Source organism: Micromonospora sp. RV43 (assembly GCF_001029515.1).
Taxonomy (GTDB): Bacteria; Actinomycetota; Actinomycetes; order Mycobacteriales; family Micromonosporaceae; genus Micromonospora; species Micromonospora aurantiaca.
The window spans coordinates 40883-65251 of sequence record NZ_LEKG01000036.1 but is presented as its reverse complement, the minus strand read 5'-3'; the positions used below and the strand labels follow the sequence as shown (position 1 = coordinate 65251).

The window sequence follows — 24369 nt, the reverse complement described above, 5'->3', positions numbered from 1 at the left end:
GTGGTGGGCGGCGGCGTGGTGGTGGGCGGCGGCGTGGTGGACGCGAACTGGCTGAAGAACCGCCAGATCTCTCCCGACGTCCAGGTCCGGGAGTCGTTCGGGCTGGACGACCCGTCCACCGGGCTGGGGGTGTGGTCGCCGTCGAACGCGGCCCACTGCACCGGGTAGCCCTCGCGGCAGCCGGAGTACGTGGTGGTGATGTGGGTGAGGCTGCCCCGGCTCGGCTCGCGCGGGCTCTGCGCGGTGCAGCCGTTGTTGCGGACGAACGTGTCCCGCAGCGACCGGCCCGCGGAGATGTTCAGCACGCTGTCGTAGATGCCGTGGATGCCGAAGTAGGCGACCGGCTGGGTGCCGCCGTTGCAGCCGCTGAGGTTGGCGCCGGAGATGACGGTGACCGCGCGGACGACAGTGGGCCGGGCGCAGGCCACCGCGTAGCTCATCGCCCCGCCGTAGCTCCAGCCGAGCGCGAACCGCTGGCTGCTGTCGACGCAGAGGTCGTTCTCGACCTGCCGGGAGATGTCGTCGAACAGCGTCAGGTCGCGGCCGTTGGTGTTGGCCCAGCCGTTGTCGATGCCCTGCGGCGCGACGAAGATCGTGCTGTTGTTCGACAGCGGCAGCAGGCCGTAGTAGCCGGCCGAGGCGACGTTGTTCGCCGAGCCGTTGAGCCAGTGGAACCCGAAGATCAGCCGGTACGGGCGGTTGCGGTCGTACCCGTCCGGGATGCGCAGGATGTAGCTGCGGTTCTGTCCGCCGCTGGAGATGGTGCGCGTCCCGCTGGACAGCGTGGGTGCCTTGCCGCAGCCGGCGGTCGCGGCGAGTGTGCCGTTCGTCGACGCCTGTGCCGTCTCGCCGAGGCCGCCGTTGAGCGCGCCGCCGGCGACCGCCGCGAGGAGCACGGCCGCGGCGGCGATGGATGAGAGAAGCGGTGTTCGTTTCGCCATTGCTTGACTCCTTGCCCTGGGTGGCGGTGCAGGCCGGACCGTCCGTCGATGCCGACGTCGCCTGCGAAGAGGGCGCGGAGCCGCGCGTGCGGCCGGGGCCGAAGTCGTCCGTGGCCGCCTGCGTCGGCGTGCATCGGCGGAGCGGCCCGGACCGGTCACCGACCGGCGGGGCGGCGAGGAAGGTGCCTCGGGTCGCCTTGCCGATTGCGGGGGTGACGGGGAGCGTGCCCTTCGCTCCCGTGCCGGAACATAGCAGGTTATCGATAACATGTTCAACCGGCCGGGCCCGGAGGAGTGCCGGGTGGGCCGCCGGGTGAGCGCTCACAGAAGCGCGCGGCGCGAGCGCCGCCGCCTGCTCAGGCGTGGTCGGCCAGGGCCGGCAGGTCGCAGCCGGCGAGGGCGTCCGGCTGGGGTACGCGGGCCAGGTCGGCCTCCGCGAGCCCGAGTCGCCGGTACGCGGTGTGCAGCGCCGCGACCACGGCGCCCAGCGCGCCGGAGAGGTCGCCGAGTTCCGCGCCGTGGACTGTCGCCTCGGCGGCGGGCACGATCTCGTGCAGCCGGCCGCGCAGCCGGACCAGGTCGGGTGTGAGCGCGTGGGAGATGCCGCCGCCGAGGACGATCACCTCCGGTTCGTAGGCGACCACCGCCGCGGTGAGGATGACCAGCAGCGCCTGCTCGACGTACTGCCGGACCGGCGCCAGGCGGGGGTCGGCCGAGCGGAACACGTCGGCCGCGTTGTCGAACGACAGGCCGAGCTCGCGGGCCCGGGCGAGGATGCCGGAGCCGCTGATGATCCGTTCGAGCGGTGCGCCGAGCGGACCGGCGGGCAGGTGGCCGAACTCGCCGACCAGGCCGCTGCGCCCCCGGAACAGCCGGCGGTCGATGGCGACGCCGGCGCCGAGCCCCGCCCCGATGGTGAGCATCACCGCGGTCTGCGCGTCCCGGGCGGCGCCGAAGCGCAGCTCCCCGAGCAGCGCGTAGTTGGAGTCGTTGTCCACCTCGACCGCGGTGCCCAGGTGCTTCTCCAGCAGCCGCAGGAACAGCGGGTCCTCCACCTGGGGCAGGTTCGGGGCGTTGGAGACCGCCCGGTCGCCCTGCCGGACGGCGCCGGGCAGGCCCACCGCGACGCAGTCGAGCCGTTCCCGGTCGGCGCCGACTGTCGCGACGATCAGGTCGGCCAGCCACTGGGCCAGCCGGGGGGCGTCGTAGTCGGCGGGCGTGGGCACGGTCCGGCCGGTCAGCGGCCGGGCGGCGAGGTCGGCGACGACCAGCCGGACGTTGGAGCCTCCGACGTCGACCCCGCAGACCACGCCGCGTCCGGCGGCGATCGCCACCCGGGTCGCCCGCCGGCCCCGGGTGGTGGTCGGGGCGCCGTCGGTCTCGGTCAGCAGCCCTTCGTCGAGCAGTTGTTCCACGATCCGCGACACGGTGGCGGGGGAGAGGTCGGTCTCCTGGCCGATGGCCGTACGGCTCACCGGACCGTGGGTCAGCACGTGGGCCAGCACGGTGGACCGGTTCGCCGCCCGGGGTGCCCGAGATTCCACGCCCACCTCCGCCGTTTTTATTTCCGACCGAATGTTAAAGCTGCGCCGGTGGATGAGCAACCACCCGGACCGTGTCGTCCCGGCGGACTTCCCCGGCGCGGCCCGTCTCCGGCTCCCGCCCGGCCCAAGCGCGAAACCCGAGGTGAAGCGCGGTGGAGGGGTGCCGGACGGAGTGGGTCGAATCTCTGACCAGCACTCTTGACTCCCTGTGATGAACGCGATAATACTTTCACCCTGAACGGAAATAGAGGTCGCCGGCCCCCAGGGACGGCGGCGGGTGCCCCCGCACGCGCCGTGCCGGTCGCATCGGACCCCCGTGTCAGTCCGGAATCACCGGTTCCAGACCCCGTTGCTGTGAAGGGAAGAGCAATGATTCTCAGCCGTAGACGTGGTGCCGCCCTCGGCGCGCTCTGCGCCCTGGCGCTCATGGTCGGCGCCTGCTCGAACGAGACCTCCGGGAGCGGCGGCGCGTCGAGCGGCCCGCGTACCGAACCCAGCCTGTCGTTCGTCGGCCCCGGCGGCGAGACGCCGACCGCCGCCGACCAGCTCTCGCTCACCCCCGAGGAGCGGCAGAAGGTCAAGGACGGCGAGTACTCCGCCGCCTTCGTCTGGCACGAGGGCTCCGCGCTGACCAAGGCCGTGGAGTCCGGCGTCCGCAAGGAGTTCGACCAGCTCGGCATCAAGGTGCTGGCCAGCACCAGCGCCGAGTTCGACGCGGTACGGCAGGCCAACAACGTGCAGACCGTGCTGGCGCTCAAGCCTGACCTGATCGTCACCATCGCCGTCGACCCGACCGCGGCGGCGGCGGCCTTCAAGCCCGCCGTGGACGCCGGCGTCAAGCTCGTCGTGATGACCACCCCGCCGAAGGGCTACAAGTCCGGCGAGCAGATCGTCGGCATCGTCACCGCCGACCTGACCGCGTTCGGCAAGGCCAACGCGGAGATGCTCGGCAAGGCGCTCGGCGGCAAGGGCAAGGTCGGCTACGTCTACCACGACGCCGACTTCTGGTTCACCAACCAGCGGGACAAGGCGTTCAAGGACTGGCTGGGCTACCTCTACCCGGACATCGAGATCGTCGAGGAGGCCGGGTTCTCCGACCCGGCGCGCACCGAGGACATCGCCACCGCGATGCTGACCCGCCACGCCGACCTCAAGGGCGTCTACGTCGCCTGGGCCACCGCCGCCGAGGGCGTGCTCGCCGCGACCCGGCAGCAGGGCCGTACCGACGTCAAGATCGTCACGAACGACCTGGAGGCGAACCTCGCCGCCGACATGGTCAAGGGCGGCAACGTCGCCGGTGTCGTCGCCAACGGCTCGACCCGCCTCGGCGAGAACCTGGGCATCGTGGCCGCGTACGGCCTGCTCGGCAAGAAGGCCCCGGAGCTGGTCGTCGGATCGCCGATGGCCGCCACCAAGGACAACATCGCCGACGCCTGGCGCGACGACTACGGCCAGGAGCCCCCGGCCGAGGTGCTCGGCAACTGACGCCGGGCCGCGAGGTCCGGGGCCTCCCCGAACGGGCCCCGGACCTCGCCGGACGCGGCCCGGCCCACCGCCGGGACCGCGACCACCGCGAGACGAGAGGAAGAAGCACATGGGGTACGTCCAGACAGTCCTCGGGCCGGTGCCTCCCGAGTCGCTCGGCCGGGTGCTGAGCCACGAGCACCTCGGCGCGCTGGTGCCCGGGCCGTGGCTGTCCGGTGGCGCCGGGGACGACCGCGCCGACCTCGCCGCCGGCGCGGTGAGCGGCCTGCCGGAGCTGGGCTTCGGCACGGTCGTGGACCTGTCCCCGTACGAGGTGGTCGGTCACGACGTGACGCTGCTGCGTGAGGTGGCACTGCGTACCGGCCTGCACGTGGTCGCCGGGTCGGCGATCTACCTGGAGCCGTACTCCCCGGGCTGGGCGCTGTCCGCGAGCGTGGACGAGATGCGGGAGCGCTTCGTCGCCGACGCCACGATCGGCGTCGGGGACACCGGGATCAAGGTCGGCATCTTCGGCGAGCAGGCCACCGGCCTGAACGAGATCACCCCGCACGAGGAGAAGTGCCTGCGGGCCGCCGCCCGCGCCCACGTCGCCACCGGCCTGGCGGTGAACACCCACACCACCCACGGCACGATGGCGCTGGAGCAGGTCGAGATCCTGCGCGAGGAGAAGGCCGACCTCTCCCGCGTCGTCATCGGCCACCTGGACATCAACCCCGACCCGGACTACCTGCGGGCCGTGCTGGCCACCGGCGTCAACATCGCCTTCGACACGCTCGGCAAGCAGTTCTGGGACTTCGTACTCGCCCCGCTGCCGGCCGACCCGCCGGAGGGCGAGTTCGCCAAGCGCGCGTACCACCGGCCCGACCGGGCCCGGCTGGGCATGCTCGCCGGGCTGGTCCGGGACGGGTACGCCGACCGGATCCTGCTCTCGATGGACCTGACCGGCGCCGAGGCGTACCTGAACCCGGGCACGCACGGCCGCCTCGGGTACTCGTACCTGGGCCGGGAGATCGTGCCGGGTCTCGCCCGGCTCGGTGTGCCGCCGGAGGCGATCGACCAGATGCTGACGGCCAACCCGGCCCGGCTCCTGACGGTCGGCTGATGGCCGCGCATCCGCGTCCGTGCGGCTACGTCGCCGGCGTCGACCTCGGCGGCACCAAGTTGCGGGCCGCGCTCGCCGACCTCGACGGCCTCGTCCTGGCCGAGCAGGTGCAGCCGACCGACCCCCGGGGCGGCACGGCGGTCGCCGCGCAGATCGACGCGCTGCTGCGCGAGCTGGCGGTGCGGGCCGGCGTCGACTGGTCCGACGTGCGGGCCAGCGCGATCGGCCTGCCCGGCGTACCCGACCCGGCCACCGGCGCCATCGAGCTGTCGCCCAACGTCTCCGACCTGGAGGCCCTCGACGTGCGGGCCGAGCTGACCCGCCGGCTGGGCCACCCGGTCGTGCTGGACAACGACGTCAACATGGCCGCCGCCGGGGAGCGGTGGCTGGGCAGCGGTCGTACCCACCGGCACTTCGTGTTCGTGGCGGTCGGCACCGGCGTCGGTATGGGCATCGTGCTCGACGGCGAACTGGTCCGCGGCGCGCGCGGCGCGGCCGGGGAGATCTCCTACCTGCCCCTGGGCACCGACCCGTTCGACAAGGACAACCAGGTGAAGGGCGCGCTGGAGGAGGCGGTCGCGGGCGCGGCCCTCGCCGCCCGCTACCGCGCGGTGTCCGGCGAGCAGGCGAGCGTGCCCGACGTCTTCGACCGGGCCGCGGCCGGTGACCCGGGCGCCCTCGCGGCCATCGACGAGGAGGCCCGGCTGATCGCCCTGGCGGTCGTCGCGGTCACCGCCGTCCTGGACCCGGAGGCGGTCGTCCTGGGCGGCGGCATCGGCTCCCGGGCCGAACTCGTCGAACCGGTCCGGCGCTGGGTCGCCGCGCTCAGCGCGGACGCCCCGTTGATCAAGACCAGCCGGCTCGGCGACCGGGCCGGCCTGCTCGGCGCCGTCGCGGTCGCCCGCCGGGAGGCCGGCGTCCGCGACGACGCACCGGCCCACCGGAACACCTCTTTCCAGACAGCGGAGGGACGATAGATGACCCACACCGATGCGGCGGTGAAGACCAGCGCCGTCCCGGCCTGGCGCCGGATCAACTGGCGCGACTACGTGGTCTACATCGGCTTCGCGGTCGTGTTCCTGTTCTTCGCCATCACCCAGGGCGGCAATGGCTTCCTGACCACGAGCAACCTCACCAACATCGTCATCCAGACCGCGCCGATCACGATCATGGCGGTCGGGCTGGTCTTCGTACTGGCCGCGGGTGAGATCGACCTTTCCATCGGCTCGGTCGTCGCGCTCTCCGCGCTCGTCGGCGCGGTGACGATGCGCGAGACCGACAGCATGCTGCTCGGTGTGGCGGCGGGCCTCGCCGCGGGCGCGGCGGTCGGCCTGGTCAACGGCGTCTTCGTGACGCTCGTCCGGCTGCCCAGCTTCCTGGTCACGCTCGCCACCATGGGCGCGGTGGCCGGTCTGGCCCGCGAGGTCACCGGCCTCCAGTCGGTGCCGGTCAGCAACGACGCGTTCCTGTCCTTCTTCGGCCAGGGCGAGATCCTCGGCATCCCCGGCCTGGTGCTCTGGTCGGTGGCGGCCGCGGTGGTCGGCTACCTCGTGCTGCGGCAGACCAGGTACGGCGCGCACACGCTCGCCATCGGCGACAACGTGGCGGCGGCCCGGGTCAGCGGCATCAAGGTGATCCGCGTCAAGATCATGGTGTTGATGGGCAGCGCGATGTGCGCGGCGCTCGCCGGCCTGCTCTACGCCGGCCGCCTCCAGGGCGCCCGGTACACCCTCGGCGAGGCCGACCTGATGTCCGTCATCGCCGCCGTCATCGTCGGTGGCACCAGCCTCTTCGGCGGCAAGGGCTCGATCGTCGGCGCGGTGCTGGGCAGCCTGCTGATGGGCATGCTCAACAACGGCCTGATCCTGGCCGGCCTGTCCGTGTCCCAGCAGATGATGGCGCGTGGCGCGATCATCCTGGTGGCCGTCTCCCTCTCGCTGCGCGAGCGGCGAAGCTGACCCGGAAGGAAGCAACCGCATGTTTCTGGACCTGCTGCGACGCCGCAATCCGGGCCTGCTCGCCGCCGCCGCGAACCTGCACGACAGCGGTGACCTGCCGGCGAACTGCTACGCGCTGGACCTCGACACGGTAGCGGCGAACGCCGCCGCCATCCGGGCCGAGGCCGACCGGCACGGGCTGTCGGTCTACGCCATGACCAAGCAGGTCGGGCGCAACCCCGACTTCTGCCGGACGGTCCGCGACGCGGGCATCACCGAGGCGGTCGGCGTCGACCTCCAGTGCGCGCTCGCCGACCGGCACGGCGGGCTCGGCATCGGTCACCTCGGTCACCTGGTGCAGATCCCCCGGCACGAGGCGGCGGTCGCCGCCGCGCTCGCGCCCGCGTACTGGACGGTCTTCAACGACGCCAAGGCCGCGGAGGCGGCCGCCGCGAGCGCGGCGGCCGGGCGGGAGCAGGCGCTGCTCGCCCGGATCGCGGCGCCCGGCGACCGGTTCTACCGGGGCCACGAGGGCGGCTGGCCGGCCGAGGAGATCGTCGCTGTCGCCCACCGGCTCGACGCCCTCGACGGCGCCCGGTTCGCCGGTGTCACCAGCTTCCCGACCCAGCTGTTCGATCCGGCCGCCGGGCGGGTCGTGCCGACCCCGAACCTCGGCACCCTGCGGGCCGCCGCCGTGGCGTTGCGCGCCGCCGGGTGGTCGCACGTCGAGATCAACGCCCCGGGTACGACGTCGGCGGCGATCCTGGCCATGCTGGCCGAGGCGGGCGTGACGCAGGTCGAACCCGGCCACGGGCTCACCGGCACGACGCCCTGGCACGCGGTCACCGACCTGGTCGAGGAGCCCGCCGTGCTCTACGTCAGCGAGGTGTCCCACCTGTGGGACGGGCGGGCGTACGTCTTCGGCGGCGGGCTCTACGTCGATCCGGTGCTCGGCCTGGGCGGCACCCGGGCGCTGATCGTGCCCCGGGGCGGTGGTCTCGACGACGCGTACCTGGTCGACGTCGAGATGCCCGCGCCCGAGGCGATCGACTACTACGCGATGGCCGACGTGACGGCCGCGCCGGGCGTCGCACCCGGCGACACGGTCCTGTTCGGGTTCCGGCCGCAGGCGTTCGTCACCCGGGCGCTGACCGCCGGGGTCACCGGCGTGCGGTCGGGCGCCCCGGCCGTGGCCGGTGTGTACGCCGCCGACGGTTCGGCGCCGATCGGGCTGGACGACATCGACGCGGGCGACGGCCCCGGCACTGGTAACCAGGCGGCTCGCAGCGCAGGGAGGGCATGATGAGCACTGTCATCCACAAGGACGACGCGACCCGGGCGGGCGCCCCGCCGCTGCGGCTGAGCGGCATCCGCAAGCAGTTCGGCGGCGTGGTCGCGATCGAGCGCTTCGACCTGGAACTGGCCGCCGGGCAGATCACCGCGCTGGTCGGCGACAACGGCGCCGGCAAGTCCACCCTTGTGAAGATCATTTCGGGGGTTTACCAGCCCACGGAGGGTGAGCTGGAGATGCACGGGCGCCCGGTGACGTTCCGGGACGCCTCCGACGCCCGGCGGCAGGGAGTCGAGGTGGTCTACCAGGACCTGGCCCTGGCCGACTCGCAGCCGGTCTACATGAACATGTTCCTGGGCCGGGAGCTGACCCGCGGTCCGCTGCGCCTGCTCGACCGGCGCCGGATGGCCCGGGAGACGCAGGAGCTGGTGGACGCGCTGGACGTGCGCATTCCCAGCGCGAAGGCGACGATCCGGGACCTGTCCGGCGGGCAGCGGCAGGCGGTGGCGATCTGCCGCGCCACCCACTGGGCCAGCGGCCTGGTGCTGATGGACGAACCGACAGCGGCGCTGGGCGTGGCCGAGACCGCCAAGGTGGAGCAGCTGATCCTGAAGCTGCGGGAACGTGGTGCCGCCGTGCTCGTCGTCAGCCACAACCTGGACCAGGTGTTCCGTATCGCCGACCGGGTGGCGGTGCTGCGCCGGGGACGCCAGGTCGGCGTCCGCGACATCACCGGGACCAGTCGCAACGAGATCGTCTCGATGATCACCGGCGCGTCCGAGGAGACCGGCCGCCCCTGAGCCGCGCGGACCGCCGCGCGCACGATGACCCCGGGTGCCCCTCCCGGGGTCATCGGCGTTTCCGGCCCCGTTCGATCCGTCGTACGTAACGTTTTGGTGAACTCATGTGAACGCTGACACCGGGGTCATCCCGCACTTCGGGAGCGCTCTAATTTCACAGCCCGGGCGTGTTCAGTGAACACCGTTCACCCTATTGTTCACTCGTGCCTAATCCGGTAGAACACCAGGTAGGTCCGCAGCTCGGGCCATTCGCCTCGTGCTTCTAGGAGGGCTTCTCATGGCTCGTTCACCCCGTCCGGGCGCCTCCTCGCCCGCGCTCTCCCGCCGCGGCGTCCTGCAGTTGGGTGGCAGCGTCGCGCTCCTGTTCGCCACCGGCGCCTGCGCCGCGGACAGCGGCAGCAAGTCCACGGACGGCAAGTCCGGCGGCGCCTCCGCCAAGACGCTGCGCATCGCCGTCTCCAGCTATCTGTCGAGCTGGGACCAGGACTTCGTCGGTTTCGACCTGACCGCGCTGATGCTCTACAAGAACGTCTTCCCGTACCTGATCGACTACGGGGTCACCAACGCCGGCGGCAGCCAGATCCTCGACACCCAGAACATCACCCCGACGTTCGCCGAGTCGTTCGAGCCGGACGCCGAGCAGAAGGTGTGGACGCTCAAGCTGCGTCGCGGCGTCAAGTTCGCCAGCGGCAACGAGATGAAGGCCGCCGACGTGAAGTGGTCGAAGGACCGCGCGTTCGCCGCCCAGGCCAACGTGGCCGGCGTCTACCGCACCATCGGCCTGACCAGCGCGGACCAGGTCAAGGTCGTCGACGACTACACGGTGGAGTTCCACCAGGCGTTCCCGAGCGCGCTGACCCGGCAGATCCAGGCGATCTCGCTGTACGTCTTCGACTCCGCCGAGGCCAAGAAGCACGCCAGCGGCAGCGACCCCTGGGCCAAGGAGTGGTTCGCGAAGAACCCGCCGACCGGCGGCTACTTCAACGTCGCCAAGGCCACCCAGGGCCAGGAGATCGAGCTCAGCGCGAACACCGGCTACCCGGGCCCGGACCCGGCCAAGACGCCGACCATCCGGATCTCCGTGGTGCCGGCCGCCTCCAACCAGCGGCTCCAGCTCCAGGCCGGTGACATCGACATCGCCCTGGGCATCAGCCAGCGCGACATCCAGGACCTCAAGAAGGCGGCCGGCATCAAGGTCATCTCGGCGGCCAGCAACCGCCAGGTCGCCATCCAGATGTCGGTGACCGCCGCGCCGTTCAACGACGTGAACATCCGCAAGGCGCTCGCGTACGCGGTGCCCTACGAGCAGATCATCAACAACGTGTACGGCGGCGACGCCCGCGCGGCCAAGAGCCCGGTCCCGCTGGACATGCCCGGCTACGACGAGAGCGGCTACCCGTTCACCTACGACCTGGAGAAGGCGAAGGCCGCCATGGCCGCCGCCGGCCGGGCGTCGCTCGACTCCGAGCTGGTCTTCGAGGCCGACAACGAGGAGCAGCAGAAGATCGCCGTCCAGGTGCAGGGCGAGGCGGCGAAGGCGGGCATCCGGCTCAAGCTGACCCCGCTGGACCCGGCCACCCTCGGCGAGCGGCGGACGAAGAAGAACATCCCGCTCCAGATCACCTCCGGGCAGCTCTGGGTGGACGACGTCGAGTACATGCTGGCGACGAGCTTCGTCAAGGGCGCCAACCTCAACTACTCGAACTACAGCAACCCGGAGATCGAGCAGATCTACGAGAAGTCGCACACCACTGTCGACACGGCCGCCCGCAACGCGCTGTGGAAGCGGGTCCAGGAGATCCTCGCCGCCGACGTGCCGTGGGTGGTCATCTGCCAGCCCAACTTCAACCTGCCCGTCCGGGAGTCCGTCGCCGGCTGGGTGCAGCCGATGGACGGCCTCGCCCGCCTGCGCTACCTGAGCGCTTCGGCCTAGGGACGTCACCCACCCATGCGTATCTTCCGGTTCGTCGTCAGGCGACTACTCCAGCTGATCCCCGTTCTGCTCGGAGTGGTCGTCCTGGCCTTCCTCCTGGTCCGAGTGCTGCCGGGCGACCCGGTCCGCAGCATCCTCGGGCAGAACGCCACAGAGGAGGACGCCGCCGCGGCCCGTGCCCGCTTCGGGCTGGACCAGTCCCTGTGGCAGCAGTTCCTCGACTACCTCGGCGGGCTGCTGACCGGTGACTTCGGGACGTCGATCCAGAGCGGCAGCTCCGTGGGCTCGGAGATGGCGCTGCGGGTGGGTCCGACCCTGGAACTCGTCGTCATCTCGGTGAGCATCGCGCTCGTGGTGGCGACGGTGCTGGGCATCTGGTCGGCCAAGCGGGCCAACCGGGCCGGCGACCACAGCGTCCGGATCTTCGCGCTGGTCGGCAACTCCGTACCGGAGTTCTGGCTCGGCCTGGTGCTGGTGCTCGTCGGCTACAGCATCCTCGGCTGGTTCCCGGCCCCCAACGGCCGGGTCGACCCGGACACCGGCCTGACCCCGCTCACCGGCGCCGACCTCGTCGACGCCGTCCTCACCGCCAACGGGCCGGCGATCGCCTCGGCCGCGGCGTACCTGGTGCTGCCGGTGCTGACCCTCGTGGTCGGCGTGGTCGCCCCGCTGCTGCGCAGCGTCCGGGCCTCCGCGCTGGAGGTGCTGCACTCGGAGTCGTACGCCGCGGCGAAGGCGCACGGGCTGCGCGACCGCACGCTGCACTACGGCTACCTGCTGCGGGCGACGCTGGTCCGGCTGCCGTCGCTGGCCGCGCTGGTCTTCGGTACGGCGATCGGCTCCACCGTGCTCGTTGAGTACGTGTACTCGTGGCAGGGCTTCGGCCAGTGGGCCCTGCGCGGCCTGCTCTACCGGGACTACCCGGTGGTGCAGGCGTCGGTGCTGGTCATCGCGCTGTGCTACGTGCTGGTGTTCCTCATCGCCGACGTGGTCCACGCGATCCTCGACCCGAGAGTGAGGCTCTGATGGCCGAGCTGCGAACCGTCCCCGACGGTCCCGCCGCCGCGCCGGTGGTCGTGCCCGGCGGCGACCGGGACAGCCGATTCGCCCGCCGCATGATCATCGCCGGGGCGAGCATCCTGTCGGTGGTCGCGCTGCTGGCGGTGTTCGCGCCGCTGCTGAGCCAGTGGGGCGAGACCGAGATCGACGCGGCGAACACGCTCGTCGCGCCGGGCGGCAGCCACCTGCTCGGCACCGACGGCAACGGCATGGACATCTGGAGCCGGGTGCTCTACGCCGCCCGGCTCGACCTGGGCATCGCCCTGGCCGCCGTGGCGCTCGCGGTGGTCGTCGGCACGCTGCTCGGCCTGGTCGCCGGCTACTTCGGCGGCTGGCTCGACGACGTGCTGATGCGGGTGGTCGACATCTTCCAGTCGTTCCCCACGTTCATCCTGGCGCTCGCGGTGGCCGCGCTGCTCGGCAACGGCACGATCAACCTGATCATCACGATCGCGGCGGTGAACGCGCCGGCGTACGCCCGGCTGGTCCGCGCCGAGGTGCGGTCGCTGCGGGAACTGCCGTTCGTGGACGCCGCGATCACCTCCGGAGCGTCACCGATCGGCGTGCTCTGGCGGCACCTGCTCCCCAACAGCCTCACCCCGGTCCGGGTGATCGCGCCGCTGAACTGCGGCTGGGCCATGCTCACCCTGGCCGGGCTCTCCTTCCTCGGCCTGGGCGTGAGCATCCCCGAGGCGGAGTGGGGCGCCATGATCAGCCTGGGTGCCGCGGACGTGGTCGGCGGCCGGTGGTGGACCTCGGTCCCGCCCGGCCTGGCCCTGTTCGTCTGCGTCCTGGGGTTCAGCCTGCTCGGCGAAGGCCTGCAGGACCGCGCGAACGCGAAGCGGCGGTGACCATGCTGTCGATCGAGAACCTCTCCGTGACGATCCGCCGGCCCGGCCGGCAGGTCGCCGCGCTCAGCGGCGTCAGTTTCGCCGTCCGGCCCGGCGAGGTCGTCGGCCTGGTCGGCGAGAGCGGCGGCGGCAAGAGCATGGTGGCCCGCGCCGTCGTCGGGCTGCTGCCCGGCGGCTCGCACGCCACCGGCCGGGTGCGCTTCGGCGACTCGGACGTGCTGCGGATGGACGACGCCGCGCTCGCCGCCCACCGCGGACGCGGGGTGGCGATCTGCTTCCAGAACCCGCGCGGCGCGCTCAGCCCCACCCGCACCATCGGCAAGCAGCTCGTCGACCGGCTCGCCACCCACCAGGAGATGTCCGGCGACCGGGCCCGGGAGGCGGCGCGCGAGCTGTTCGAGGCGGTCGGCATCCGCAGCCCGCAGCGGCGGCTCGACGCGTACGCCCACGAGCTGTCCGGCGGCATGGCCCAGCGGGTGATGATCTCGCTGGCCACCGGCTGCGCGCCGGAGCTGCTGATCGCCGACGAGCCGACCACCGGCCTGGACGTGACCCTGACCCGGGAGATCCTGCGCCAGTTCCGGCACGCCGCCGACACCGACGGCCGGGGCGTCCTGCTGATCTCGCACGACCTGGCCTCCATCGCGGAGGTCTGCGACCGGGTGGTGGTGCTCTACGCCGGCACCGTGGTGGAGAGCGGACCGGCCGCGCAGGTGCTGCGGGAGCCCGCGCACCCGTACACCCGGGCGCTGCTGCGTTCGGTGCCGGACGTCGGCGGCCGGCCGGTCGTCGCCACTCCCGGCGCCATGCCGCTGCTGACGCAGGAGCCGCACAACTGCCCGTTCGTCGCCCGGTGCGCGCACGCCGACGGCACCTGCTCGTCCCGGCGCCCGGCCACAGTGCCGGTGCCCGGTGGCGGCGAGTGGTCGCTCGCCTGCTTCCACCCGCAGACCCGGCCGCTGGACGCCGACGTGCCGCAGGCGTCGCACACGCCGGCAGCGTCCGGCGCGGTCTCGGCCGACGCGGACGCGAAGCCCGCCGTGCTGGAGATCGAGGACGCGCACGTCGTCTACCGCAGCCGGTTCGGTTCCGGCGGGCACCACGCGCTGCGCGGCGTCACGCTGCGGCTCGGGCCGGGCGAGACGCTCGGTGTGGTGGGCGAGAGCGGTTGCGGCAAGAGCACCCTCGCCAAGCTCGTGATGGGCCTGGTCGCGCCCACGTCCGGCACCGTCACGGTCGCCGGGCAGGCACTGGTCAAGCAGCCGGGCCGCCCCCGGCCGCGGGGCCGGGCACTGCGCCGGGCCCGGACCCGGGCGCAGCTCGTGTTCCAGGACCCGATCGGCTCGCTCAGCCCGCGCCGTCCCGTCGGCGACTCCATCGCCGAGCCGCTGCGCGCCGCGGGCCTGTCCCCGGCGCAGCGGGAGGAGCGCGTCACCGCCGTGCTGGACCGGATGGAGCTGGACCGGTCGATCCTCCAGCGCTACCCGCACGAGCTGTCCGGCGGCCAGGCGCAACGCATCGGCATCGCCCGCGCGCTGGTCGGCGAGCCGGACCTGATCGTCTTCGACGAACCGACCTCGGCGCTGGACGTCACCGTCCAGGCGCAGATCCTCGACGTGATCGCCGACGTGGCCGCCGACGCGGAACGCGCCTCGGTGTTCATCTCCCACGACCTGGCCACGGTGCGCGGGTTCGCCGACCGCGTCGTGGTGCTCTACCTCGGCCGGGTCGTCGAGGAGGGACCGGTGGACGTCGTCTTCGACACGCCCCGGCACCCGTACACCCGCGTGCTGCTGGGCAGCGCCCCCCGCCTCGGCGGGACGACCGGGTCCGACGGCGAGGCCGTCGAGCTGGTCAAGGACCTGGAGGAAGCCGACGCCGCGACCGGGTGCCCACTGGCCGCCCGGTGCCCGTTCGTCACCGACCGGTGCCGAGCGGAGCAGCAGGAGCTTCAGTCGTACGGCGAGAGCCGGGCCGCCTGCTGGCGCGTTCCCGAGCTTCCCGCCCTCATCGGAAGGCAGGCTGTCACGCCATGACCCGTCGCCCCATCCGGCTCGCCGTCGACATCGGCGGGACCTTCGTGGACGCCATGGAACTGGACACTCGCACCAACCGGGTCCGGTTCCGCAAGGCGGCCACGACCCCGGCCCGGCCCGCGGACGGTGTCCTCAACGCGATCACCGCGCTCGGCACCGACCTGTCCGAGGTGGAGCTGTTCATCCACGGCACCACCCTCGGCCTCAACGCGGTGCTGGAACGCCGTGGTGGCCGTACCGGCATCATCACCAACGAGGGCTTCCGGGACGTCTTCCTGATCGGCCGCGGCAACGTGCCGTCCGACCACATGTACGACTTCCAGTACCAGCGGCCGGAGAGCCTGGTGCAGCGCCGCTTCACCGCCGGTGTGCGGGGCCGGCTGGACTACCGGGGCCGCGTGGTGGAGCCGCTGGACCCGGACAGCGTCCGGGAGGCCGCCCGCACGCTCGTGGTGGACCAGCAGGTCACCTCGATCGCCATCTGCTTCCTGCACTCGTTCCTCGACCCGAGCCACGAGCGGGAGGCCGCGCGCCTGATCCACGAGGAGTTCCCCGAGGTCAGCCTGTCGCTGTCGACCGACATCGTGCGCGAGTACCGGGAGTACGAGCGCACCAGCACCACGGTGCTGGAGGCGTACATCCGGCCGATCTTCGAGCGGTACGTGGACGAGCTGGAGGCCGGCCTGGCCGAGCGCGGCTTCTCCGGGCGCTTCCTGATCATGCGCTCCGGCGGCGGTTCGATGACCAGCGCGGTCGCCAAGACCGCCCCCACGCACACAGTGCTGTCCGGCCCGGCCGGCGGCATCGTCGGCGCCGCCTACGTCGCCTCCGAGCTGGGCCGCGACAACGTGCTCACGTTCGACATCGGCGGCACCTCCCTGGACGCCTGCGTGATCGAGCGCGGCAACCCGGTCGCCGCGTACGAGGCCCAGCTGGAGCATTTCCCGCTGCTCATCCCGACGTACGACATCCGTACCATCGGCGCCGGCGGCGGCTCGATCGCCTGGCTCGACCACGGCCTGCTCAAGGTCGGCCCGCAAAGCGCCGGCGCCGACCCCGGCCCGGTCTGCTACGGCCGTGGCGGCACCAAGCCGACTGTCACCGACGCGGCGGTGGTGCTCGGCTACATGGACCCGGACCGGTTCCTCGCCGGCACCATGGGGCTGCGCGACGCCGAGGCGCGCGCCGCGATCCAGGAGCAGCTCGCCGATCCGCTCGGCCTGAGCGTGGAGAACGCGGCGGCGGGAGTGTTCGACGTGCTGCTGGCCCGCACCGTGGGCGCGGTCCGGCAGATCACCGTCGAGCGGGGGCACGACCCCCGGCAGTTCGCGCTGCTCGCATTCGGTGGCGCCGGCCCGCTGCTGGCACCGCTGCTGGCCCGGGAGATGGGCATCGGCGAGGTGGTCGTGCCGTTCGCGCCGTCCGGCTTCTCCGCCTGGGGCATGCTCTCGGCCGACATCGTCAACGACTTCAGCCGTACCGTGATGGCCACGCTCGACGACGCCGACCTGTCGGAGCTGGAGCAGCTGTTCAAGGCCGTCGAGGCCGAGGCCGTCGCGTCGCTCGTGGCGCAGGGCGTGCCGGCCGGCGAGGCGGTGCTGGAGCGGCAGTTCGAGCTGCGCTACCTCGGCCAGGAGCACAGCCTGATGGTCACCGTCGGGCGTGAGCTGGACCGCGACGCGATCCGCGCCGCGTTCGACGAGACGCACCGCACCCGGTACGGCCACACCATGGGCAACCCGCTCCAGATCCTCAACCTGCGGGTACGCGGCATCGGGCGCACCGACCGGCCGGAGCTGGAGACCCTGCCGCGCGGCGACGGCGACCCGTCGCAGGCGCTGCTGGCACACCGCGACGCCTACGACTTCGGGCAGCAGGCGGTGGTGCCGTTCGCGGTCTACGACCGGGCCCGCCTGGAGCCGGGCGACACCTTCGACGGACCGGCGCTGATCGACGAGGGCACCTCCACCACAGTGGTGCCCAGCGGCCAGCGGGTCACCGTCGACGACCACGGATACCTGCTCGTCACCCTGGAGGAAGCCGCATGACCACGCTGGACGGAGCCCAGGTCGAGGTCGTCCGCAGCTATCTGCTGTCGGCCGCGGAGGAGATGCGGGCCACCCTCATCCGTACCTCCTTCAACCCGGTCATCTACGAGGTGCACGACTTCGGCCTGTCGATGTACGACGCCGACCTGCGGCTGGTCGCCGAGGCCACCGGGCTGACGTTCTTCCTCGGCGCGAACGACTTCTCGCTGCGCAAGGGCGTGGAGTACGTGGGCCGGGAGAACCTGCACCGCGGTGACGTGGTGCTGCTCAACTACCCGTACTGGAACGCGGCGCACGCGTTCGACGCGACGCTGTTCGCGCCGGTGTTCCGGCCGGACGAGGCGGACCCGGACGCGGACGGCGACCTGGTCGGCTTCCTCTGCGTCCGCGCGCACTGGATGGACCTGGGCGCCAAGGACCCGGGCTACGTGCTCGACTCGACCGACATGCACCAGGAGGGGCTGATCTTCCCGGGCACCAAGGTCGTGTCCCGGGGCGAGCCGGTGCGCGAGATCCACGAGCTGATCCGGTTCAACTCGCGGATGCCGGACGCGGTGCTGGGTGACCTGCACGCGCAGATCGCCGCGCTGCGCACCGGCGAGCGGCGGATGCTGGAGATCATCGAGAAGTTCGGCCGGGACACCGTGAACCAGGCGATCGACCGGATCATCGCCGACGGTGAGGCCCGCGCCCGCGCGGCGCTGGCCACGCTGCCGCAGGGCACCTGGACCGCCGAGGACTGGGTGGACGACGACGGCATCAGCGACGACCCGGTGAAGATGCGCGTCACCGTCACCATCGCCGACGGGCGCTTCGTCGTCGACTTCGCCGGTTCGGCGCCCGCCACCCGCGGCCCGATCAACATGCCGTTCGGCGCGACCGAGGCGATCTGCAAGGTCGTGCTGAAGTCGCTCACCTCCCGGGACGAGCCGTCGAACGCCGGCACCGTGGCGCCGCTGGAGGTGCGGGCCGAGCCGGGCACGCTGTTCCACGCCGTCTACCCGCAGCCGACGTTCACGCTCTGGACCGGCATCGTCGCGGTGGAGCTGATCCTCAAGGCGCTGGCCCAGGGCATGCCGGACCTGCTGCCCGCCTCCTCCGGCGGCGACGTGCCCGGCTTCATGATGGTCGGCCTGCACCCGGACACCGGGAAGATGTTCGCGGTCAGCAACAACGACCTGGTGGGCTGGGGCGGCACCGCGCAGCACGACGGGATGGACGCCGCCACCCACGTCTCCGGCAGCACCGGCCGGGGCACCCCGATCGAGGTCATGGAGGCCAAGACCGGGATGTTCTTCGAGCGCTGGGAGATCCGCGAGGACTCCGGTGGCGCCGGCCGGTTCCGTGGTGGTTGCGGCCTGCGGCGGGACATCCGGTTCGTGACGCCCGGTGAGTTCCTCACCGTCATCAAGAAGACGAAGAGCGCACCGTGGGCGCTCGACGGCGGCTTGCAGCCGGAGCCGAACCAGATCGTGGTGTTCCCGGGCACCGACCGCGAGCACCGGGTGAGCACCAAGCGCACGACGGTCGCTGTGGGCGACCGGGTCACCCTTCTGACCGCCGGTGGCGGTGGGCACGGCGACCCGCGCGGCCGCGACCCCGAGGCGGTCCGGCGCGACGTGGCCGAGGGCTACGTCTCCCCGGAGGCGGCCCGGGACGTCTACGGAGTGGACGTCGATGGGTGAGCCGACCGTCGACGGGGCAACCGTCGAGGTCGTCCGCAGCCATCTCGTCTCGGCCGCCGAGGAGATGCGGGCCGCGCTGGTGCGCACCGCGTTCAACCCGGTGATCTACGAGGTGTACGACTTCGGCATCTCCGTCTACGACCGGCGGCTGCGGCTGGTCGCGGAGTCGACGGGATTGTCCCGCTTCCTCGGCGCCAACGACTACTCCCTGCGCAAGGGCGTCGAGTACGTCGGCGTGGAGAACCTGCACCGCGGCGACGTGGTGCTGCTCAACTACCCGTACTGGAACGCGGCGCACACGTACGACGCGACGATGTTCGCGCCGGTGGTGCTGCCGGACAGCGAGGAGCTGATCGGTTTCCTGTGCATCCGGGCGCACTGGATGGACCTGGGCGCCAAGGATCCCGGTTACGTGCTCGACTCCACGGACATGCACCAGGAGGGGATCATCTTCCCCGGCACGAAGGTGTACTCCCGGGGCGAGCCGGTGCCGGAGATCCACGAGCTGATCCGGTTCAACTCACGGATGCCGGAACTCGTCCTCGGCGACCTCAACGCGCAGATCGCCGCGCTGCGCACCGGTGAGCGGCGGGTGACCGAGTTGTACCGCGACTACGGTCCTGCGGTGGTCGACGCGGTCGTCGACCGGGTGATCGACGCCGCCGCGCAGCGCGCCGGGGAGGCGGTGGCCGCGCTGCCGCAGGGCAGCTGGACCGCCGAGGACTGGCTCGACGACGACGGGGTCAGCGACGATCCGATCCGGATGCGGGTCACCGTCACCGTCGCCGACGGCGAGTTCACAGTGGACTTCGCCGGGTCGTCCCCGGCGGTGCCCGGGCCGGTGAACCTGCCGCTGGGCGCGACCATCGCCACCTGCCGGGTCGCGTTCAAGGGCGTCACCACGCCGCACGAGCAGACCAACGCCGGGCACTTCGCGCCCCTGCGGGTACGCGCCGAGCCCGGTACGTTGTTCCACGCGCAGTATCCGGCCGCCACGTTCACCCAGTGGACCGGCACCGTCGCGCTGGAGCTGATCCTCAAGGCGCTGGCGCAGGGCATGCCGGACCGGCTGGCCGCCTCCTCCGGGGGCGACGTGCCCGGGTTCATGATGGTCGGCCGGCACCCGGACACCGGCGACATGTTCGCGGTCAGCAACAACGACCCGGTCGGCTGGGGCGGCACGCCCCGGCACGACGGCATCGGACCGGCGAACCACCTGTGCCAGACCCAGGCGCGCAACACGCCGGTGGAGGTGCTGGAGTCGAAGACCGGGATGTTCTTCGAGCGCCTGGAGATCCGTACCGACTCCGGTGGCGCCGGCCGGTTCCGGGGTGGGTGCGGCCTGCGGCGGGACATCCGGTTCGTGACGCCGGGTGAGTTCCTGTCGGTGATCAAGAAGACGAAGAGCGCGCCGTGGGCGCTGGCCGGCGGCGAGCAGCCGGAGCCGAACCAGGTGGTCGTCTTCCCGGGCACGGACCGGGAGCACCGGGTGAGCACACGGCGTACCGCGGTGGCGGTGGGGGATCGGGTGACGTTGCTGACCGCCGGTGGCGGCGGGCACGGTGACCCGAGGAGTCGGGATCCGGAGGCGGTGCGACGGGACGTGGCCGAGGGCTACGTCTCCGCGCGGGCCGCCCGAGACGTTTATGGAGTGATCGCGTGAGTGCCGCCTATTCGCCCGAGCAGCCGAGCGTGCTGCTCGGCAACTGCACAGTGCTGGACGCCCGCGTGGTGGACGGCATGGCGCCCGTGACCGGCGCCGGGGTGTGGGTCCGGGGTGACCGGATCGCCGCCGTCGGGCCGTACGCCGAGGTGGCCGAGCAGGCGCGGGCCGCCGGCCGGCTGACCGAGGTGGACCTCGACGGCGCGTACGTGACGCCCGGCCTGGTCAACATGCACACCCACTTCTCGCTGTCGCTGCCCGGCTCCGCCGGCGACGACGTCAAGGGGATGGGCGCGTACGACCTCGCCCACTACATGGCCGACGGGGCACGGCGCACGCTGCACACCGGCGTGACCACAGTGCGCTGCGTGGCGGAGAAGGACCACGCCGACTTCGCGCTGCGGCGGGCGATCAACGCCGGGCGTGTCCCGGGTCCGCGCATCTACACCGCCGGACGGGCGCTGGTGTGCACCGGCGGGCACGGCCACGAGGGCAACGACACGCTCGAGTGCGACGGCCCGGTCGGCTTCCGACAGGGCGTGCGCAGCCAGATCAAGGCCGGCGCGGACCTGATCAAGGTGATGATCTCGGGCGGCATCGCCGGTGAGCACGAGAGCATCCACACGCCGCAGCTCTTCGCCGACGAGATGACGGCGGCGATCGAGACCGCCCACGCGTGGGGCCGCCGGGTGACCGCGCACGCCGGGCCCGCCGATGTGATCGCCGCGGCCGTGGAGCTGGGGCTGGACTGTGTGGAGCACGGCTACCAGCTCACCCCGCAGGTCGCGGCGCGGATGGCCGAGCGTGGCACGGCGCTCGTGCCGACGCTGCTGGTGACGCGCTGCAAGGAGTTCTTCGACGAGCTGGGCGTGCCGGAGTGGATGCAGTGCCGGTCGCTCGGCGCCGGCCCCCGGCACCTGGAGAGCTTCGAGATGGCCATCGCCGCGGGCGTGGAGGTGCTGCTCGGCAGCGACGTCCCCCCGTTCTGGGAGTTCGAGGGCACCACCGCCTCGATCCGGGAGCTGGAGTACATGTCTGAGCGGATCGGCGCCGCGCGGGCCATCCACGCCGGCACGCTCGGCCCGATCCGGTGGCTCGGCGCCGAATCCGATCTCGGCACTGTCGAGGTCGGCAAGCTGGCCGACCTGATCGCGACGGACGCCGACCCGCTGGCCGACACCTCGGCCTTCCGGGACGTGCGGTGGGTGATGAAGGGCGGGCAGATCGCCCGCGACGACCGTAACCAGGAGGAGACGCGATGACGTTCGCGCAGGCAGGCGCGGCGGAGATCGCCGCCGGCATCGACGACATGTACGACGCGTTCCTCGCGGGGGACCAGCAGCGGTTCGACACGCACCTGGACCCCGACGTGACCACCTGGGAGACGCACCTGCCCGGGCCGCTGCGGACCCGGGCCGAACTGGACGAGTACCGCGCCCGGCGCGACGCCGCGGGGCAGCGGCCCCGGCTGGCGGTGCTCGCCCCGCGGGACAAGCGCATCGACGCGTGGGAGGACTTCGGCGTGGCCCGGTACGAGCTGGTCTCGCAGCTCGGCCCGGACGACGAGCCGGAGATCACCCGGGTCACCGACGTGGTGCGCCGGATCGACGGCCGCTGGGTGATCGTGCACCACCACGCCGAGCTGGTCCGGGAACCGGTGGGCGCGGCGTGATCCGGCGGCTGGTCGCCGGGCGGACCGGTGAGCCGGCGGACGTGCTGTCGGTCGCCGACCTGCCCGACGACCCGCCGCCCGGCCCCGGTGAGGTGCAGCTCGCCGTGCGTACGGTCGGGCTGAACTTCCTGGACGTCATGCTCTGCCGGGGCGAGTACCCGGTGCGGCCGGACCCGCCGATGACACCCGGCGTGGAGACGGCCGGCCGGGTCGTCGCCGCCGGCGCCGGGGCCGAGCACCTGCTGGGTCAGGAGGTGCTCGCCTGCCCGGCGCTGCCGCGCGGTGCGCTCGGCAGCACGGTGACCGTGGACGCCGCGGTGGTGGTGCCGCGACCGTCCACCGTCGATCCGGTCACCGCGGCGGCGCTGCCGGTCACCTACCAGACGGCGTGGTTCGCGCTGGAACGATCCGGTCTCACGGCCGGGCAGACGGTGCTGGTGCACGCGGGCGCCGGCGGGGTGGGCATCGCCGCGATCCAGCTGGCCGTCGCCCGCGGCGCGCGGGTCCTGGCCACCGCCGGCGGTCCGGCCAAGACCGCGATCTGCCGCGACCACGGCGCCCAGGTGGCGATCGACTACACGGCGGACGACTTCGTGCCCGCCGTGCTCGCGGCCACCGGCGGGCGGGGCGTGGACGTCGTGGTGGACCCGGTGGGCGGCGACGTGTTCGCCCGCTCCTGGGAGTGCCTCGCGTTCGAGGGACGCCTGGTGGCGGTGGGCGCCGCCGGTGGCGCACCGCCGCCTGTCGACCCGCTGCGGCTGATGGCGGCGAACGCGACGCTCGTCGGCCTGTCCTGGGGCTCGCAGTACCCGTGGCGGCGGGCCAGTGCCGTCGAGGCCGCGTACCAGGAACTGTTCGACATGTGCGCCTCCGGCGCGGTCCGGCCGCCGGTCAGCCGCGTCGTCTCGCTGGACGAGGCGCCCGCGGCGCTCACCGAACTGGCCGAACGCCGGACCACCGGCAAGATCATCGTACGGATCGACGAGGGGGAGGGGCCGTGAGCGACAGCGCCGACGGCGACATGGAGATCTACGACCTGAAGGTGACAGTCGACCGGATCGAGGGCCGGTCGGTGTGCGGCATGGCCGTGGGCGACCACTTCGAACTGACGAACAGCGCGCACCTGCGGCTGCCCGAGGGAAAGCACTTCTGCGTGTACGCGCTCGCCTCGGTGCTGCCCTTCCTCGCCGCCAAGCAGCGTGACCTGGCGCCGGGGGACTGGCTGGCCCAGGACTCCCACTTCATCTGCCCCGACCCGGAGGAGCGGCTCGTCATGAAGGTGGAACGGACCTGCCGGCGCACGATGAACTCGGCGGACCTGACATGACCGTCGAGATCGGACTCGGCCTCCAGAGCGACAAGCCGGCCGGCGCCTACGCCCGGCTGGCCCGCGCCGCCGAGGCGCACGGCTTCGACGTGCTCACCGTCTTCGGCGACCTGATGTACCAGCCGCCGATCTTCCCGCTGCTGGAGATGGCACAGGCGACCGAACGGGTACGCCTCGGCGCGGCCTGCCTGAACCCGTACTCGATGGCGCCGTACGAGATCGCCGGTCAGATCGCCGCCCTGGACCTGGCCTCGCACGGGCGGGCCTACCTGGGCCTGGCCCGGGGGACCTGGCTGGGCGCTGTCGGCCTGCCGCAGCCGCGGCCGCTGACCACGATCGAGGAGGCCGTCCAGGTCGTCTACCGCCTGCTGCGCGGCGACCGCGGCGGCTTCACCGGAAAGGTCTTCTCGCTCGCCCCCGGCACCGCCCTGCGCTACGACGTGCAGCGGCCCGACCCGCCGCTGCTGCTCGGCGCGTGGGGCCCGCAGGGCGCGGCGCTGGCCGGGCGAATCGCCGACGAGATCAAGGTGGGCGGCAGCGCCAACCCGGACATGGTCCCGGTGATCCGCGAACGGCTGCGAACCGGCGCGGAGAAGGCCGGGCGCGACGTCGCGGACGTCGGCATCGTGCTCGGCGCTGTCACAGTCGTCGACACCGACGGCGAGGCGGCCCGCGCCAAGGCCCGCACCGAGGTGGCCATGTACCTGGCGGTGGTGGCCGAGCTGGACCCGACCGTCGAGATGCCCGACGACCTGGTCAAGCGCGTCGGCGAGCTGGTCGACGCGGGCGAGGACGAGGCGGCGGGCCGGCTGATCCCGGACGACGTGCTCGACCGGTTCGCCTTCTCCGGCACCCCGGAGCAGGTCGCCGCGCAGGCCCAGGCGCTCATCGACGCGGGCGTGCGCCGGGTCGAGTTCGGCACGCCGCACGGCCTCACCGACGAGCGCGGCGTCGACCTGCTCGGCTCGGCCGTCCTGCCGCTGCTGCGCAGGTGA

Annotated in this window: 20 protein-coding genes; 18 read left to right on the top strand and 2 right to left on the bottom strand. The window is 72.4% G+C overall.

The annotated features are described in order from the left end of the window. On the bottom strand, positions 1-941 hold a 941-nt coding region (locus ABD52_RS12010; RefSeq protein WP_047891842.1), incomplete at its 3' end, for a PHB depolymerase family esterase. Between the two features lie 356 nt (positions 942-1297). Then, positions 1298-2485: an ROK family transcriptional regulator gene (locus ABD52_RS12005; protein WP_013474641.1), complete on the bottom strand. Its 1188-nt coding sequence runs from the start codon at positions 2483-2485 to the stop codon at positions 1298-1300. Positions 2486-2854: 369 nt separating this feature from the next. Between ABD52_RS12005 and ABD52_RS12000 the strand changes: the two genes are divergently transcribed. The 18 genes from ABD52_RS12000 to ABD52_RS11915 all read left to right on the top strand — a co-directional run bounded on the left by ABD52_RS12000 (position 2855) and on the right by ABD52_RS11915 (position 24369). Further along, on the top strand, positions 2855-3970 hold the full coding sequence (locus ABD52_RS12000) for a substrate-binding domain-containing protein (RefSeq protein ID WP_047891841.1): 1116 nt from the start codon (positions 2855-2857) through the stop codon (positions 3968-3970). A gap of 109 nt (positions 3971-4079) precedes the next feature. After that, on the top strand, positions 4080-5072 hold the full coding sequence (locus tag ABD52_RS11995) for a phosphotriesterase (protein ID WP_013285143.1): 993 nt from the start codon (positions 4080-4082) through the stop codon (positions 5070-5072). After that, positions 5072-6049: an ROK family protein gene (locus tag ABD52_RS11990; protein ID WP_013474642.1), complete on the top strand. Its 978-nt coding sequence runs from the start codon at positions 5072-5074 to the stop codon at positions 6047-6049. Before ABD52_RS11995 ends, ABD52_RS11990 begins: the two co-directional genes overlap by 1 nt. Then, positions 6050-7030 carry an ABC transporter permease gene (locus ABD52_RS11985; RefSeq protein ID WP_013474643.1) on the top strand — a complete coding sequence of 327 codons (981 nt, stop codon included), beginning with the start codon at positions 6050-6052 and terminating at the stop codon, positions 7028-7030. A 19-nt stretch (positions 7031-7049) separates the two neighbouring features. Further along, positions 7050-8312, top strand: coding sequence for an alanine racemase (locus ABD52_RS11980; protein WP_047891840.1), 1263 nt, complete (start codon positions 7050-7052; stop codon positions 8310-8312). Next, positions 8312-9100, top strand: a complete 789-nt coding sequence (locus tag ABD52_RS11975) for an ATP-binding cassette domain-containing protein (protein WP_013285147.1) — start codon at positions 8312-8314, stop codon at positions 9098-9100. Before ABD52_RS11980 ends, ABD52_RS11975 begins: the two co-directional genes overlap by 1 nt. Positions 9101-9377: 277 nt before the next feature. After that, positions 9378-11033 (top strand): ABC transporter substrate-binding protein, encoded by a 1656-nt coding sequence (locus tag ABD52_RS11970; protein ID WP_047891839.1) that lies wholly within the window; start codon positions 9378-9380, stop codon positions 11031-11033. Between the two features lie 15 nt (positions 11034-11048). Next, on the top strand, positions 11049-12059 hold the full coding sequence (locus ABD52_RS11965) for an ABC transporter permease (protein ID WP_013285149.1): 1011 nt from the start codon (positions 11049-11051) through the stop codon (positions 12057-12059). After that, entirely contained in the window at positions 12059-12943 is an 885-nt protein-coding gene (locus tag ABD52_RS11960) for an ABC transporter permease (protein WP_030270843.1), read from the top strand. The genes ABD52_RS11965 and ABD52_RS11960 overlap by 1 nt, the downstream gene beginning before the upstream one ends. A gap of 2 nt (positions 12944-12945) precedes the next feature. After that, entirely contained in the window at positions 12946-14979 is a 2034-nt protein-coding gene (locus ABD52_RS11955; protein ID WP_047891838.1) for an ABC transporter ATP-binding protein, read from the top strand. Further along, positions 14976-17027, top strand: a complete 2052-nt coding sequence (locus ABD52_RS11950) for a hydantoinase/oxoprolinase family protein (RefSeq protein WP_013285152.1) — start codon at positions 14976-14978, stop codon at positions 17025-17027. The genes ABD52_RS11955 and ABD52_RS11950 overlap by 4 nt, the downstream gene beginning before the upstream one ends. Next, positions 17024-18712: a hydantoinase B/oxoprolinase family protein gene (locus ABD52_RS11945; protein WP_013285153.1), complete on the top strand. Its 1689-nt coding sequence runs from the start codon at positions 17024-17026 to the stop codon at positions 18710-18712. Before ABD52_RS11950 ends, ABD52_RS11945 begins: the two co-directional genes overlap by 4 nt. Then, positions 18705-20375, top strand: coding sequence for a hydantoinase B/oxoprolinase family protein (locus ABD52_RS11940; RefSeq protein WP_047891837.1), 1671 nt, complete (start codon positions 18705-18707; stop codon positions 20373-20375). Before ABD52_RS11945 ends, ABD52_RS11940 begins: the two co-directional genes overlap by 8 nt. Beyond that, positions 20372-21637 (top strand): amidohydrolase family protein, encoded by a 1266-nt coding sequence (locus tag ABD52_RS11935; RefSeq protein ID WP_013285155.1) that lies wholly within the window; start codon positions 20372-20374, stop codon positions 21635-21637. Before ABD52_RS11940 ends, ABD52_RS11935 begins: the two co-directional genes overlap by 4 nt. After that, the gene (locus ABD52_RS11930) at positions 21634-22047 is read left to right on the top strand and encodes a nuclear transport factor 2 family protein (protein WP_047891836.1); all 414 of its coding nucleotides are present in this window, start codon (positions 21634-21636) and stop codon (positions 22045-22047) included. Before ABD52_RS11935 ends, ABD52_RS11930 begins: the two co-directional genes overlap by 4 nt. Beyond that, positions 22044-23048, top strand: a complete 1005-nt coding sequence (locus tag ABD52_RS11925) for a zinc-binding dehydrogenase (RefSeq protein ID WP_013285157.1) — start codon at positions 22044-22046, stop codon at positions 23046-23048. The genes ABD52_RS11930 and ABD52_RS11925 overlap by 4 nt, the downstream gene beginning before the upstream one ends. After that, the gene (locus ABD52_RS11920; protein ID WP_013285158.1) at positions 23045-23374 is read left to right on the top strand and encodes a TIGR04076 family protein; all 330 of its coding nucleotides are present in this window, start codon (positions 23045-23047) and stop codon (positions 23372-23374) included. Before ABD52_RS11925 ends, ABD52_RS11920 begins: the two co-directional genes overlap by 4 nt. After that, the gene (locus tag ABD52_RS11915) at positions 23371-24369 is read left to right on the top strand and encodes an LLM class flavin-dependent oxidoreductase (protein WP_013474653.1); all 999 of its coding nucleotides are present in this window, start codon (positions 23371-23373) and stop codon (positions 24367-24369) included. The genes ABD52_RS11920 and ABD52_RS11915 overlap by 4 nt, the downstream gene beginning before the upstream one ends.

What these genes read in the sequence shown, in the direction of transcription:
- ABD52_RS12000 (WP_047891841.1), top strand. Translation starts at nt 2,855, where the DNA reads ATGATTCTCAGCCGTAGACGTGGTGCCGCCCTCGGCGCGCTCTGCGCC.
- ABD52_RS11995 (WP_013285143.1), top strand. Translation starts at nt 4,080, where the DNA reads ATGGGGTACGTCCAGACAGTCCTCGGGCCGGTGCCTCCCGAGTCGCTC.
- ABD52_RS11990 (WP_013474642.1), top strand. Translation starts at nt 5,072, where the DNA reads ATGGCCGCGCATCCGCGTCCGTGCGGCTACGTCGCCGGCGTCGACCTC.
- ABD52_RS11985 (WP_013474643.1), top strand. Translation starts at nt 6,050, where the DNA reads ATGACCCACACCGATGCGGCGGTGAAGACCAGCGCCGTCCCGGCCTGG.
- ABD52_RS11980 (WP_047891840.1), top strand. Translation starts at nt 7,050, where the DNA reads ATGTTTCTGGACCTGCTGCGACGCCGCAATCCGGGCCTGCTCGCCGCC.
- ABD52_RS11975 (WP_013285147.1), top strand. Translation starts at nt 8,312, where the DNA reads ATGAGCACTGTCATCCACAAGGACGACGCGACCCGGGCGGGCGCCCCG.
- ABD52_RS11970 (WP_047891839.1), top strand. Translation starts at nt 9,378, where the DNA reads ATGGCTCGTTCACCCCGTCCGGGCGCCTCCTCGCCCGCGCTCTCCCGC.
- ABD52_RS11965 (WP_013285149.1), top strand. Translation starts at nt 11,049, where the DNA reads ATGCGTATCTTCCGGTTCGTCGTCAGGCGACTACTCCAGCTGATCCCC.
- ABD52_RS11960 (WP_030270843.1), top strand. Translation starts at nt 12,059, where the DNA reads ATGGCCGAGCTGCGAACCGTCCCCGACGGTCCCGCCGCCGCGCCGGTG.
- ABD52_RS11955 (WP_047891838.1), top strand. Translation starts at nt 12,946, where the DNA reads ATGCTGTCGATCGAGAACCTCTCCGTGACGATCCGCCGGCCCGGCCGG.
- ABD52_RS11950 (WP_013285152.1), top strand. Translation starts at nt 14,976, where the DNA reads ATGACCCGTCGCCCCATCCGGCTCGCCGTCGACATCGGCGGGACCTTC.
- ABD52_RS11945 (WP_013285153.1), top strand. Translation starts at nt 17,024, where the DNA reads ATGACCACGCTGGACGGAGCCCAGGTCGAGGTCGTCCGCAGCTATCTG.
- ABD52_RS11940 (WP_047891837.1), top strand. Translation starts at nt 18,705, where the DNA reads ATGGGTGAGCCGACCGTCGACGGGGCAACCGTCGAGGTCGTCCGCAGC.
- ABD52_RS11930 (WP_047891836.1), top strand. Translation starts at nt 21,634, where the DNA reads ATGACGTTCGCGCAGGCAGGCGCGGCGGAGATCGCCGCCGGCATCGAC.
- ABD52_RS11915 (WP_013474653.1), top strand. Translation starts at nt 23,371, where the DNA reads ATGACCGTCGAGATCGGACTCGGCCTCCAGAGCGACAAGCCGGCCGGC.